The organism is Hydrogenovibrio sp. 3SP14C1, assembly GCF_029625905.1.
Taxonomy (GTDB): Bacteria; Pseudomonadota; Gammaproteobacteria; order Thiomicrospirales; family Thiomicrospiraceae; genus Hydrogenovibrio.
The window spans coordinates 130,783-144,068 of the sequence record NZ_JARTLM010000003.1 but is presented as its reverse complement, the minus strand read 5'-3'; the positions used below and the strand labels follow the sequence as shown (position 1 = coordinate 144,068).

Below are 13,286 nucleotides of genomic sequence, written 5' to 3'. Positions count from 1 at the left end.
TTTTCTTTCCCTTGAAAAACAAATTAACGTCACTATAAGTCTTGACAGTGATGAACCAATCTATAAAATAATTAGCACTCTCGATGGTAGAGTGCTAATTGTTAGAATTTTAGTAACTAAAACCATGAATTATCAAACTTTTAGGAGAATCCTATGAATATAAAACCGTTACATGACCGTGTGGTCGTCCGTCAAGTTGAAGAACAAAAAGAATCTACTGGGGGCATTTTGCTACCAGGTTCTGCACAAGAAAAAGAAAACTTGGGCGAAGTGGTTGCTGCTGGGCCAGGTAAAGCGGCGGATAATGGTTCAATTATTCCAATGACAGTAAAAGTCGGCGATAAAGTAATGTTTGGTCAGTACTCAGGTCAAGAAGTGAAAGACGATGCTGGCAAGCCACTTAAAGTGATGCGTGAAGACGATATTATCGCGATTGTTGAATAATTAAGACCCTCATTAACAGAATATAAAAAGGATTTAAAAATGGCTAAAGACGTAAGATTAGGTTTAGATGCCCGCGAAAAGATGGTTGAAGGGATTAATGTCCTAGCGGATGCCGTAAAAGTAACTTTAGGGCCGAAAGGGCGTAATGTTGTTTTAGAAAAATCATTTGGTGCACCAACGGTCACTAAAGATGGTGTATCAGTTGCACGTGAAATTGAACTGGAAGACAAGTTCATGAACATGGGGGCGCAAATGGTTAAAGAAGTGTCTTCTCAAACCAATGATGTGGCCGGTGATGGTACAACAACTGCGACGGTTCTAGCTCAGTCTATCGTTCGTGAAGGGATGAAGTCAGTTGCAGCAGGCATGAACCCAATGGACCTTAACCGTGGTATCCACAAAGCGGTTGAAGCCGTAGTAAAAGAAATTCAAAAAATGTCAGTTCCTTGTACGACAAACGAATCAATCCAACAGGTTGGTACGATTTCTGCAAACTCTGATTCAGCGGTTGGGAAAATGATTGCTGAAGCGATGGAAAAAGTTTCAACAGAAGGTGTGATCACGGTTGAAGAAGGGTCTTCTTTACATGATGAGCTTGTCGTGGTTGAAGGGATGGAGTTTGATCGTGGTTACTTATCACCATACTTCGTGACAAACCAAGAGAAAATGGTTGCAGAATTAGACAATCCATACATCTTGTTACACGATAAAAAGATTTCAAACATCCGTGACTTGTTGCCAACATTAGAAGCGGTTTCAAAAGCCGGTCGACCATTGTTGATCATCGCGGAAGATGTTGATGGTGAAGCTTTAGCGACACTGGTCATTAACAATATGCGCGGTATTGTCAAAGCAACAGCGATTAAAGCCCCAGGTTTCGGTGAGCGTCGTAAAGCGATGTTGCAAGATATGGCGGTTCTAACCGGTGGTACGGTTATTTCTGAGGAAGTTGGTTTAACACTTGAAAATGTGACTCTAGACATGCTGGGTGAAACCAAGTCTGCTGTTGTTGGTAAAGATAGCACGAAATTAATTGATGGTGCTGGTGCGAAAGCCGATATCGAAGCGCGTTGTGCTCAAATCCGTTCACAAGCTGAAAACACAACCTCTGAGTATGACTCTGAAAAACTTCAGGAGCGTTTGGCTAAATTGGCCGGCGGTGTGGCTGTTATCAAGTTAGGTGCAGCGACAGAAGTTGAAATGAAAGAGAAGAAAGACCGTGTTGATGATGCTTTGCATGCGACACGCGCAGCGGTTCAGGAAGGGATTGTTGCCGGTGGTGGTGTTGCTCTGGTTCGTGCACGCTCAAAAGTCAAAGTCAAAGGTGACAACGACGAGCAGCAACTTGGGATTGAAATTGCCTTACGTGCAATGGAAGAGCCAATGCGTCAAATTGCAGCAAACTGCGGTTTAGAAGGCTCGGTTATTGTGAATAAAGTCATGGAATCAAAAGATAACATGGGCTTCGATGCGGCCTCTGAAACGTATGTTGATATGATTAAAGCCGGAATCATTGATCCAGCTAAAGTAACGCGTTCTGCATTGCAAAATGCTGCATCTGTTGCCGGTCTAGTCTTAACAACGGGCGCTGCGATTGCAGACCTTCCTTCAAAAGACGGTGCATCAGCTGATGCATCTGGCGGTGGCATGGGAGGTATGGGCGGAATGATGTAATTTTAGCTTGAGCATTTTCATGAATTAAATTTGTGGAACTGTTCAGCTTAAAATTCTGCTCAGAATTGAAAAGCCCGCTTTATGCGGGCTTTTTGCTCTTAAAATCTTATCAAAAATGACCAGGCCTGGCTGTTTTTGATAAGGTTTTACGATGGTTAACAAATAAGGTGAAGGTATGTCTGAAACGCATCCGGTACTCTATTCTTATCGGCGTTGCCCTTATGCAATGCGCGCCAGAATGGGGTTGTATCTGTCAGAGGTGCAGGTTGAACAACGTGAGATTGAATTTTGGGATAAGCCGGAATCAATGTTAGAAGCCTCTCCGAAAGGGACGGTCCCCGTGTTGGTTTTGCCGGATGATCAGGTTATAGAGGAAAGTTTCGATATTATGCTATGGGCATTGTCGCGAAAAGATCCTTATAACTGGTTGGACTCAAAGGGTGAAATCCCGTCGGCACAAGCTGTCTTGGTTCAGCAGTGTGACTATGAATTTAAATCTCACTTAGATCATTATAAGTATGCAGATCGATTTCCAGAATATCCGGCAACGTATTATCGAGAACAAGGCGAAGTCTTTCTTCAGCAAATAGAAACCCAATTACAAGAGAATATAAAGCAAGCGAAAGGGAAGTATTTATTTGGCGCGGAGATTAGTTTGGCGGATATTGCCATTTTCCCTTTTATACGGCAGTTCGCCCATGTTGATAAAGACTGGTTTACCACGTCAAACTACCCGGCTTTACGTCAATGGTTGTCGCAACTGATGGAAGCTGACTATTTTAAGGCGATTATGAAAAACCGTCCAAAATGGGAGCCGGAACACATCCCTTTATGGCTTGATGAACCGATATTGATGACCAAAGATCAGTTTCGTAAAAAGGCGCAAGGACGATGAAAGTCAATTAAAAAGCCATTAGTGGTGATTGACATTCAATGATAAAATAAACAGATTAATAAAACGTAAATACGTGATGATATTCACGGAAAGTGGTTGGGAAAATGGATAAAGCAAAAGTCAAAATTGGTATCGTGGGTGGAACAGGTTATACCGGAGTCGAGTTGTTACGGATTTTAGCAAGCCATCCGAATGCAGAAGTGGTTGCGATTACCTCTCGTAGTGAATCGGGGTTAAAGGTTGCCGACTTGTTTCCCAATTTGAGAGGTCATTATGATGACTTAGCTTTTTCAGAGCCTTCGGTAGACGTTTTGAATGCGTGTGATATCGTCTTCTTCGCGACGCCGCATGGTGTTGCGATGGAGATGGCACCTGATTTGATTGCCGCTGGCGTTAAAGTAATTGATTTAGCAGCTGATTTTCGGATTAAAGATATGCAGATCTGGACGCAGTGGTATGGTTTAGAGCACAGCTGTCCAGAAATCATGGATCAAGTCGCTTATGGATTGCCAGAATTGTTTCGTGACGAAATTAAGCAAGCAAAAGTGATTGCCAACCCCGGATGTTATCCAACCAGTATTTTGTTGGGAGCGACGCCTTTGTTGAAAGCAGGCCTGGTCAAATTTGATGCGGTTTTTGTGGATGGTAAGTCGGGTGTGAGTGGCGCGGGTAGAGGTGCCAAGGTTGCGATGTTGGGGGCTGAAATGAGCGAAAGCTTTAAAGCTTATGGTGCTGCAGGCCATCGCCACCTTCCTGAAATGCAAGAGAAGTTTCATCAAGCGACAGGGCAAGCGGTTGATTTAACGTTTGTGCCGCACTTAGTCCCTATGGTGAGAGGGATGGAATCGAGCATTTATATGACGCTTACCGAGGATGTTTCAGAAGAAGAGTTACACTCTGTGCTGGAAACCGCCTATCAGAATGAACCTTTTGTGGATGTGATGCCGCTGGGTAGTTTGCCAGAAACCCGTATGGTGAAAGGCTCGAATATGTGTCGTATTGCGGTTTATCGCCCGGCAGGCGGAAATAAGGTCGTGGTTTCTTCTGTGATTGATAACTTAGTGAAAGGGGCGGCCGGTCAAGCAATTCAAAATATGAATATCTTGTGTGGCCTCCCTGAAACGACAGGATTACAGCAAGTGGCATTAATGCCGTAAGCATTGTGAGATAAGATTCGCCTGAGTCTTTCGTGAAGATTCGGCGGGCTTTTGTTACAATTACTTTTTAATAGACAATTATAGTAGGAGGCGATCATGTCTGAAATGCCTACCCCAGTTAATTTTACCGAAGCAGCCGCTTCAAAAGTCAGTGGATTAATCCAAGATGAGGGTAATCCTGAATTGAAATTGCGTGTTTACATCACCGGCGGTGGTTGTTCGGGATTTCAGTACGGCTTTACGTTTGATGAATCTCAAGCAGAAGATGATACCGTTGTCGAAAAAGACGGTGTAAAGTTGATGATTGATCCGATGAGTTTCCAGTATTTAATGGGCGCTAAAATCGATTATTTAGAAGACCTTCAAGGCGCTCGATTTGTGATTGAAAATCCAAATGCGTCGACGACCTGTGGTTGTGGCTCTTCCTTCGGCGTTTAATTTCTAAAACGCTTTAAACAAAAAGACATTGTTGGTAACAAGTTTCGACAATGTCTTTTAATCATATTTCTTTGTTAGGGTAAATTATGGAATATATTCCTGGTTTAGCAGGCGTGCCTGCAACAGAGTCTGAAGTCTCTTATATTGATGGTAATAAAGGGATTTTGACATATCGCGGTTATGACATTATGGAGTTGGCGGAATATTCTTCTTTTGAAGAAACCACGCTATTGCTTCTATTTGGTAATTTACCAACGGCGGATGAGTTAGCAGACTTTGAAAATAAACTTCGTAATGCGCGTCGAGTTAAATATAACTTGAGAGAGATTATGAAGAACTTGCCAGCAACCACGCACCCGATGCATATGTTGCAAGTGGCGGTTGCCAGTTTGGCGAGCTTCTACCCAAGTACGGAATATATGAAAGGTGGCACGGAAAACCAGGAATATATTAACGAAGTGACAGTGAATATCATTTCGCATATGGGTACCTTGGTTGCGATGTGGGAGCATATGCGTAATGGGTTTGATCCAATTGAACCGCGCAAAGACCTGACCTATGCGGAAAACTTTTTGTACATGGTCACAGGAGAAGAGCCCGATAAAGATTGGGCAAGACTGTTAGATGCTTGTCTGATTTTGCATGCAGAACATACCATCAATGCCTCGACGTTCACCACCATGGTGACAGGCTCGACATTAGCCAACCCTTGCTCTGTTATTTCATCTGCGATTGCTTCGTTGTCAGGGCCGTTACACGGTGGTGCAAATCAAAAAGTCATTGAGATGTTAGATGAGATTGGCTCACCTGAAAACGCGCGTGCATATATTGAGAAGCGTTTGGCAGAAAAGAAAGTGATTTGGGGGATGGGGCATCGTGAATACAAAACGAAAGATCCTCGCGCTTCAATTTTGCAAAAGCTGTCTTCTGAATTGCTACAAAATAAAAGCGATGCGGGATCTCTCAGTAAAGCATTTGAAACCGCGATGGAAGTTGAGCGGGTTTGTGAAGAGTTGTTAGCCCATAAAGGTGTGTATCCGAACGTCGATTTTTATTCGGGCATCTTGTATAAAGAAATGGGCTTTGATGCGGGTTTATTTACACCTATTTTTGCTGTAGCTCGTTCTGCTGGCTGGATGGCGCATTGGCGTGAGCAGCTACAAAACAATAAAATTTTCCGACCGACTCAAATCTATAAAGGGGCGGGGAATTCTTGTTATCTTCCAATGGAAAAAAGAAGCCAAAAGAAATCCATGCCGTAATGGGTTTGGAAAGATGATTAAAAAACCGCTTAAAAGCGGTTTTTTTGTTTAAGAGTCAGTCTAAAAATGCCCAGGCCTGGCGTTATGGGTGCCAGATGCCCCCCAAGATTGAATCCTGAGTCGCGCCAGTAATTTGTTTTAGCGCGATGGGCCTGTTGTTGAGTCGTTGTTTCGCTAGCCAGGCGCACATCATGGCTTCCACCGCATGCGGTTGAATGCCGAAAGATTGTGTCGTCTCCACAGGGAAATCCAGTCGTGTTTGTAGTCGTGAAATCAATGTATTGTTTTCAGCGCCACCACCGCAAATCAGCAGCCTTTTAGGTTGAGCTGGCAAAGCGTTTAACCCTTGAATAAGGGTGTCAACGGTTAGCTGGTTCAGGGTGGATAAAGCGTCTTCTTTGGCTATGGCGGGATATTTCGCAAGAAAGCCACTTAACCAGTCATAATTAAATAAATCTTTACCCGTTGTTTTGGGTGCAGGTGCCGAGAAGTAAGGTTCTTTCATTAAGTCGGATAATAATGCTGTGTTCACTTGGCCTGTTATGGCAATCTTGCCATTAGCGTCGTAAGCACAGTTAAAGAATCGTTCGCAGTACTCATCCATTAGACCATTGCCAGGGCCGGTATCAAAACCGAGTGCTTTTTGATTGTCTAAATAAGTAATATTAGATATTCCACCTATATTAACGACTGCTGTGCCGTCAGTTGTACCGAATAGTTTTTGGTGAAATGCTGGCGCCAATGGTGCGCCTTGACCTTTATTGGCCATGTCATCAATTCTAAAATCGGCAGCCGTTGTAATGCCGGTATGTTTGGCGATAAAGGCTGGGTGTCCAATTTGTAAGCTCATTGGGATATCTGGTGCATGAAAGATGGTTTGTCCATGGCTGCCAATCGCGGTAACCTCTGCCGCAGAGTAATTGGAAGCGTTTAGCAGTTGCTGTGTCGCATCGGAAAACGCTTTAGCAACTCGGTATTCCAAGTCGCAGAGCGCTTTTAAATCAATGTGAGGCGTTTGGTTGAGCTGGTTGAGTTGGCTTTTTAAGTCATCTGCATAAGGAAAGGTTTTAAACGCTTTTAATTCAAGTTGTTCGTCCTGAAAGCTGACTAAAGCTGCATCAATGCCATCTAAACTTGTACCTGACATTAGCCCGATATAAAGTCGGGCAAGGTGAGGGTTACTCAAAGTTTGACACCAATTGTGTGTGTGGGTTAAGGCGGTCAAGCTGTGCTGACATCAGTTCAGCATAGTGGATAAACTGATGTCGGTATTTTTTAGGAACAGGTCCTGCATCCGGGAATTTAACTCTTAAAGGATCTACGTGGTGGCCTTTTTTACGGAATTCATAATGCAAATGAGGGCCTGATGCTAATCCAGTTTGTCCAATATAGCCGATGACTTGTCCTTGGCGTACCCAGTTACCTTGTCGATACTTACCAAATTTCGACATGTGAGCATAAACCGTTATATAGCCACCCGCGTGTTTGACATAAATCACCCGCCCGTAGCTTCGACTCCAGCGGCGCTTAATGATTTGACCATCACCTGTGACGCGAATAGGGGTTCCAATCGGACCACCATAATCAACCCCTCTATGTGCTCGCCATTTTTTCAAAACAGGATGGTATCGTTTTGGCTTGTAACGAGACGTAATGCGAACATAGTCCACAGGGTTTCTAAGGAAGGCTTTTCTAAGGTTACGTTTGTGTTGGTCATAATAGCCGACTTTATCGCCATTTTTATCGCGGAGTAAGAAGGCTGTGTGTAGCTGGTCACCATTCGTGGTGACTTCAGCAGCGAGTATTTCGCCATCGCCGACGTATTGGCCATTAATGAATTTTTTTTCATAGATCACTTTAAAGGGATCACCGGGTCTTAATTGGCGAATAAAATCGATTTCCCAAGAAAAGATATCTGCAAGATTCATGATAGTTTGGGCGCTTAATCCTTCATCTTTACCGCTTTGATAAAAAGAATGTTTGATTGTGCCGGAAGCTGTTTGAATTTTGGTTTCAACCGGATACTCGATTTTTTGAATCTTGAATGGGGTGTCTTCGTTGTCATTACGCGTCAGCTGGTAATGTACAGAATTATGTTTCGGATAGTGAATCTTTTGTAGCTGGTTGGCACTATCCAACCAGATTTCCAAGGTGTCTCCAGTGCGAAGTCTTGTGAGCCATTGTCCGTGTTTAGTGTTGGCAATCTGGAAGCTCACGACGGTGTCTAAACCGATAGAGTTTAAGGCTTCAGATAAAGAGCCATTTTTTTGAATTTTGACGACATGTTTTGTCCAGTTCGCATTTTGTTTATCGAGCGTATGTTTTTTTTGACTGGATAGGTCAACAGGTGGAAGAGGCAGTGCGTACCTTTCCGGTGATTGTGATGCTGTTGCAAATTGAACAACAAACAAGAAAATAAGTGAAATTAACAATAAAAATTGTAATGTTGGTTTGGCTTTAATCACTGTCTTAATATTCACATTAATACGATAAAAAATAAATAAGTTAACGCGTTTTAACTTAGCCCTTGTTTCGATTATACCTAAAGAAGTGAATTTTGTGCCAGTTAAATAATTGAGGTTAATTATCGATAAAATTTATGACGAATGCACTTCGATTTCAATAGTACAGCCAGTTTCAGTCGGCTGTACATGGATGACTTTGTGTCGATTGACTTTACACCAGCTGGTGATGTCTTTTTCTGCTCCCGGGTCGGTACACTCGATTAAAAGGTGATCTCCAGCGTTGCTTTTACGTGTCTGTTGCTGCAACTTAATGACAGGCATTGGACATTTTAGTCCTTTTGCATCAATACGCGTTGTTTCAGCCATTTTTTTTACCAATAAGTTGTTATAATTAGCGGTATTTTACGCTAGGAATGTCCTGATTTTAAAAACTTATTTTCGAATACCTTTTAGAGGCTAGAAAAAATAGTTTAAATCGGATGAAGACCCTAAGCAGTTCATTCTTCAAACAAATACTAAACAGGGAAACAAAGTGTCTAACAACGCGGCAACGGATATTTCAACCTTTCAAGGGTTAATTCAAACTCTGCAAGCCTTCTGGGCGAAACAAGGGTGCGTGATTATGCAGCCTTATGATAATGAGATGGGAGCGGGTACTTTCCACCCTTCAACCTTCTTGAGATCTATTGGTCCAGAACCCTGGCGTGCAGCTTACGTTCAGCCTTGCCGCCGTCCTACCGATGGACGTTATGGAGAAAATCCAAATCGTCTTCAGCATTATTATCAATTTCAGGTGATGTTGAAACCCTCCCCGGATAATATTCAAGAATTATATCTGGATTCATTGAAAGAGCTGGGAATCGATCCGCTAGAACATGATATTCGTTTTGTTGAAGATAACTGGGAGTCTCCAACACTTGGTGCTTGGGGACTAGGCTGGGAAGTTTGGATGAATGGCATGGAAGTGACGCAGTTTACCTATTTCCAACAGGTCGGCGGCATAGAGTGCCGTCCAGTCACGGGTGAAATAACCTATGGTTTGGAACGGATCGCTATGTATTTACAGGGTGTGAATAGTGTCTATGATTTAACCTGGGTAAATGGCCCAGAAGGCAAAGTAACGTATGGCGATGTGTTTCACCAAAATGAAGTTGAAATGTCGACGTATAATTTTGAAAAAGCGGATACCGATATTTTGTTTAGAACGTTTGACGAATGCGAGAAAATCTTTACGAAACTGGTTGAAGATAAGTTGCCATTGCCTGCTTATGAACAAGTATTAAAAGCGTCACATGCCTTTAATATGCTGGATGCACGTCATGCCATTAGTGTGACAGAACGTGCGCGCTTTATTGGACGTGTCCGTAATATGGCAAAACAAATTGCCGAATCTTATTATGAAGGCCGAGAAGCATTAGGGTTCCCTCTGGTAAAAGCAACAAAAGCGGAGGAGAAATAAGATGAGCATGAACACAGCAGATTTTTTAGTTGAAATTGGAACCGAAGAGCTTCCGCCAAAAGCGTTAAAAAAACTTTCGAATGCCTTTACGGATGGCATTAAGGCAGGTTTAGACGAAGCGGAACTGGCTTATGGTGACGTTAATGCATATGCGTCTCCACGTCGACTAGCCGTGAGAATTGAAGGCTTGCAAGCCAAACAAGCAGATAAAACTGTCGAGCGTAAAGGGCCGGCCAAGAAAGCTGCATTTGATGCAGAGGGTCAGCCAACGAAAGCATTGCAAGGATTTGCCAGAGGGTGTGGCGCAGATGTAAACGACTTGTCTGAAATTGAAACAGAGAAGGGCACCTGGATGGTGTATTACCTTGAGCAGAAGGGTCAGTTAACCGCTGAATTATTGCCCGCTATTGTCAATCAGTCTTTGGCCAAGCTGCCGATTCCGAAACGCATGCGTTGGGGGGCGTCAGAAGTAGAGTTTGTTCGTCCAGTTCATTGGGCGCTGATGTTATTAGATGACCAGGTTGTTCCAGCAACCATTTTAGGACATCAAACCTCTAATAAAACCCATGGTCATCGTTTCCATGCCCCTCAAGCAATTGAGATCACTAACCCCTCTGAGTACGTGTCGGTTTTGAAAGAACAAGGTTATGTTCAAGCTGATTTTGAAGAACGTAAATCGCGAATTCGTCAGCAGGTTGAAGCGGTGGCTCAATCCGCGGGCGGCGTGGCCGATATTGATGAAGAGTTATTGGACGAAGTGACGGCTTTAAATGAATGGCCTACCGCTGTCGTTGGCGATTTTGATGAAAGTTTCCTGTCCGTGCCATCAGAAGCCTTGATTTCGGCCATGAAAGGTCACCAAAAATATTTTCATATTTTAGATAAAGTCGGTCAATTGATGGCGAAGTTTATCACCATCTCGAATATTGAAAGCTCCAATCCTGAATCGGTTAAAAATGGTAACGAGCGTGTGATTCGTCCAAGATTGTCCGATGCGAAATTCTTTTGGGATCAAGATCGTAAACAGCCTTTGGATGATTTCTTACCGCGTTTGAAAACAGTGGTCTTCCAGCAAAAATTGGGCACCTTATATGACAAGATAGAACGATTGGAAACCTTGGTGGTTAAGATTGGTCGTCCATTGGGTGAAGAGGCGCAAATTCTAGAAAGAGCAGCACGTTTATCTAAATGTGATTTGATGACGGAAATGGTGGGTGAGTTTCCAGATCTTCAAGGGGTGATGGGGCGCTATTATGCGCAAGCACAAAATGAAGATGCAAAAGTGTCAGATGCAATAGATGAGCAGTATCAACCGCGCTTTGCAGGTGATTCCCTGCCGGAGTCTGCTGTTTCTCAAGCGCTGGCCATTGCAGATAAATTAGACACTATTACCGGGATTTATGGTATCGGACAGGTGCCAACCGGCGATAAAGACCCGTTTGCGTTACGTCGTTCGGCTTTAGGATTGGTTCGCATCATGATTGAAAAAGAACTGGATCTGGATCTGCAATTAATGATTCGTTTCAGTTTAGACCTGCATTCAGAAGTCGAAACGACAGATGATTTGGTCATGGATATTTATGACTTTATTATCAGTCGCCTTAAAGCTTATTATGCTTCGCAAGAAGTAACGGCCGAGCAGTTTGAAGCAGTTCGCGTGTGCGCACCTTCTCACCCATTGGATTTTGCGAAACGTATTGAAGCGGTTTGTCAGTTTAGTGAAATGGAAGAGGCGGAAAGTCTTAGTGCCGCGAATAAACGAATCGCCAACATCTTGAAGAAGGTGGATGCGACGTTACCTGAAGAAGTGGAATCTTCTTTGTTTGAAGGTGACGCGGAACGTGATTTGTTTGAAGCATTGGATGCGTTGCGTGAAACGGTGAGTAATAAGATCGCTGAGCGCGATTATGCCGGTGCCATGCAGTTGTTGGCCACGATTCGTCAGCCTGTGGATGCGTTTTTCGATAATGTCATGGTCATGGCCGATGATGAAGCGGTCAAACTGAATCGTTTGGCGTTGTTGAATCAGATTTATCAGCTCTTTAGACAAGTGGCTGACATCTCAAGATTGTAATAGCGCATTGGTTTGATCAGAGCGGACCCACAGTGATTTTAAAACTGTTGGGTCCGTTTTGCTTTATGGACATTGAAAATGTGACGGTGAAAAATAGCCAGGCCTGGCGACTTTTTACCGTCAGTTTCTAGGATACAAAAGAATGAAAATAATCGTTTTAGATCGTGATGGTGTGATTAATGAAGATTCGGATGCTTATATTAAACATCCGGATGAATGGCATCCTGTTAAAGGCAGTCTTGAAGCGATTGCTAAATTAAAACGTGCTGGCTGGACAGTGGCAGTGGCGACGAACCAGTCCGGCGTGCGTCGAGGGTATTATTCTCGTGAGACCTTGCATGCGATGCACATGAAGTTAGTTGCGTTATTGGCAGAGTATAACGTGGCCGTCGACTGGATTAATTACTCGCCGTATATCGCGGACGATAATTCACCTTGTCGAAAACCCAATGTCGGCATGCTACAGGCGATTGAAAATCGGTTTCAATGCTCTTTAGCTGGGCAACCAATGATCGGCGATACTTTGGCAGATATTGCAGTTGCGAAGGCAAAAGGCATGCAGCCGATATTGGTGAAAACCGGTAAGGGAGAAAGAACCCTGGCAAAACAGGATTTAATTTTGCAAGGAGTTCCAGTGTATGACAATCTTTTGGCAGCAGTAGAGGCGTTATTAAAATGAAATTTTTTTGGTTGATTCGGTCTGTTTTGTTTACGGTAGGACAACTGTCTTCTTTGGTGTTCTTTTCTCTGGTAGGGCAGCTATTAAGACCTTTTTCTGCACGTGTTCGTTATCAATTTATTCATTACTGGGCAAAGTTTTGTATCTGGTGGTTAAAAATCACTTGTGGCGTCACCTATACCGTTCATGGTAAAGACCGAATTGACGCGGCTCAACCTGGTTTGATTCTTGCTAGACATGAATCAGCTTGGGAAACCTTGGCATTTCAGTCAATTTTCCCGCAGCAAACCTTTGTCTTAAAAAAAGAGTTATTGAAAATTCCTTTTTTTGGTTGGGGGCTCGCAATGCTGACGCCGATTTCGATTGATCGAAACGCCGGCAGAAAAGCAATTAAGCAAGTGGTTGAGGAAGGTGTGGATCGTATTCAACACGGTATCTGGGTCGTTATTTTCCCGGAAGGAACGCGTATTGCCGCTGGTGAGTTTGCCAAAATTAAAGGGGGCGGTGCTTTACTGGCTCAAAAAGTCAAAGCGCCGGTGTACTTGGTCGGACATAATGCGGGTGAGTTTTGGCCCAAAAACAGCTTTATTAAACGGCCTGGCAACATTGATATTTATATAAGCGAACCGTTCGATGCGACAGAGATGACGGTAGCAGAAATTAACCAAAAAACAGAGGAATGGTTTTTAACGCACTCAAGTATTCGTCAGTCAGAAGTCGAAGATAAGGAGCGTTGATA

At 43.4% G+C, this 13,286-nt stretch carries 13 protein-coding genes; 10 read left to right on the top strand and 3 right to left on the bottom strand.

Translation table 11 applies throughout. From position 1 onward, the window contains the following. The first annotated feature begins 153 nt into the window (after nucleotides 1-153). The 6 genes from P8629_RS03525 to P8629_RS03500 all read left to right on the top strand — a co-directional run bounded on the left by P8629_RS03525 (nucleotide 154) and on the right by P8629_RS03500 (nucleotide 5,870). Nucleotides 154-444, top strand: coding sequence for a co-chaperone GroES (locus P8629_RS03525; protein WP_278164503.1), 291 nt, complete (start codon nucleotides 154-156; stop codon nucleotides 442-444). A gap of 39 nt (nucleotides 445-483) precedes the next feature. After that, nucleotides 484-2,118, top strand: coding sequence for a chaperonin GroEL (gene groL, locus P8629_RS03520; RefSeq protein ID WP_278164501.1), 1,635 nt, complete (start codon nucleotides 484-486; stop codon nucleotides 2,116-2,118). A gap of 175 nt (nucleotides 2,119-2,293) precedes the next feature. Beyond that, complete coding sequence (locus tag P8629_RS03515) at nucleotides 2,294-3,013, top strand: glutathione S-transferase (protein ID WP_278164499.1); 720 nt, start codon at nucleotides 2,294-2,296, stop codon at nucleotides 3,011-3,013. Nucleotides 3,014-3,117: 104 nt separating this feature from the next. Beyond that, nucleotides 3,118-4,170 carry an N-acetyl-gamma-glutamyl-phosphate reductase gene (gene argC, locus P8629_RS03510; RefSeq protein WP_278164497.1) on the top strand — a complete coding sequence of 351 codons (1,053 nt, stop codon included), beginning with the start codon at nucleotides 3,118-3,120 and terminating at the stop codon, nucleotides 4,168-4,170. A gap of 96 nt (nucleotides 4,171-4,266) precedes the next feature. Then, nucleotides 4,267-4,608, top strand: a complete 342-nt coding sequence (gene erpA, locus P8629_RS03505) for an iron-sulfur cluster insertion protein ErpA (protein WP_011369770.1) — start codon at nucleotides 4,267-4,269, stop codon at nucleotides 4,606-4,608. An 86-nt stretch (nucleotides 4,609-4,694) separates the two neighbouring features. Continuing rightward, on the top strand, nucleotides 4,695-5,870 hold the full coding sequence (locus P8629_RS03500) for a citrate synthase (RefSeq protein WP_278164494.1): 1,176 nt from the start codon (nucleotides 4,695-4,697) through the stop codon (nucleotides 5,868-5,870). A gap of 82 nt (nucleotides 5,871-5,952) precedes the next feature. Here P8629_RS03500 and P8629_RS03495 read toward each other — a convergent pair whose 3' ends face one another. The 3 genes from P8629_RS03495 to P8629_RS03485 all read right to left on the bottom strand — a co-directional run bounded on the left by P8629_RS03495 (nucleotide 5,953) and on the right by P8629_RS03485 (nucleotide 8,701). Further along, nucleotides 5,953-7,056, bottom strand: a complete 1,104-nt coding sequence (locus tag P8629_RS03495) for an anhydro-N-acetylmuramic acid kinase (protein ID WP_278164493.1) — start codon at nucleotides 7,054-7,056, stop codon at nucleotides 5,953-5,955. Beyond that, nucleotides 7,049-8,350 carry a M23 family metallopeptidase gene (locus P8629_RS03490; protein WP_278164491.1) on the bottom strand — a complete coding sequence of 434 codons (1,302 nt, stop codon included), beginning with the start codon at nucleotides 8,348-8,350 and terminating at the stop codon, nucleotides 7,049-7,051. The genes P8629_RS03495 and P8629_RS03490 overlap by 8 nt, the downstream gene beginning before the upstream one ends. 117 nt (nucleotides 8,351-8,467) lie before the next feature. Next, complete coding sequence (locus P8629_RS03485) at nucleotides 8,468-8,701, bottom strand: sulfurtransferase TusA family protein (protein ID WP_278164490.1); 234 nt, start codon at nucleotides 8,699-8,701, stop codon at nucleotides 8,468-8,470. Nucleotides 8,702-8,867: 166 nt separating this feature from the next. Here P8629_RS03485 and glyQ point away from each other — a divergent pair, with 166 nt between their 5' ends. From glyQ to P8629_RS03465, 4 genes are all read left to right on the top strand, one after another. Further along, nucleotides 8,868-9,794, top strand: coding sequence for a glycine--tRNA ligase subunit alpha (glyQ, locus tag P8629_RS03480; RefSeq protein ID WP_278164488.1), 927 nt, complete (start codon nucleotides 8,868-8,870; stop codon nucleotides 9,792-9,794). 1 nt (nucleotide 9,795) lies between these two features. Continuing rightward, nucleotides 9,796-11,868 (top strand): glycine--tRNA ligase subunit beta, encoded by a 2,073-nt coding sequence (gene glyS / locus P8629_RS03475; protein WP_278164486.1) that lies wholly within the window; start codon nucleotides 9,796-9,798, stop codon nucleotides 11,866-11,868. Between the two features lie 142 nt (nucleotides 11,869-12,010). Beyond that, nucleotides 12,011-12,547 carry a D-glycero-beta-D-manno-heptose 1,7-bisphosphate 7-phosphatase gene (gmhB, locus tag P8629_RS03470; RefSeq protein WP_278164484.1) on the top strand — a complete coding sequence of 179 codons (537 nt, stop codon included), beginning with the start codon at nucleotides 12,011-12,013 and terminating at the stop codon, nucleotides 12,545-12,547. Beyond that, on the top strand, nucleotides 12,544-13,284 hold the full coding sequence (locus tag P8629_RS03465; protein WP_278164482.1) for a lysophospholipid acyltransferase family protein: 741 nt from the start codon (nucleotides 12,544-12,546) through the stop codon (nucleotides 13,282-13,284). The genes gmhB and P8629_RS03465 overlap by 4 nt, the downstream gene beginning before the upstream one ends. The last annotated feature ends 2 nt before the right edge of the window (nucleotides 13,285-13,286 follow it).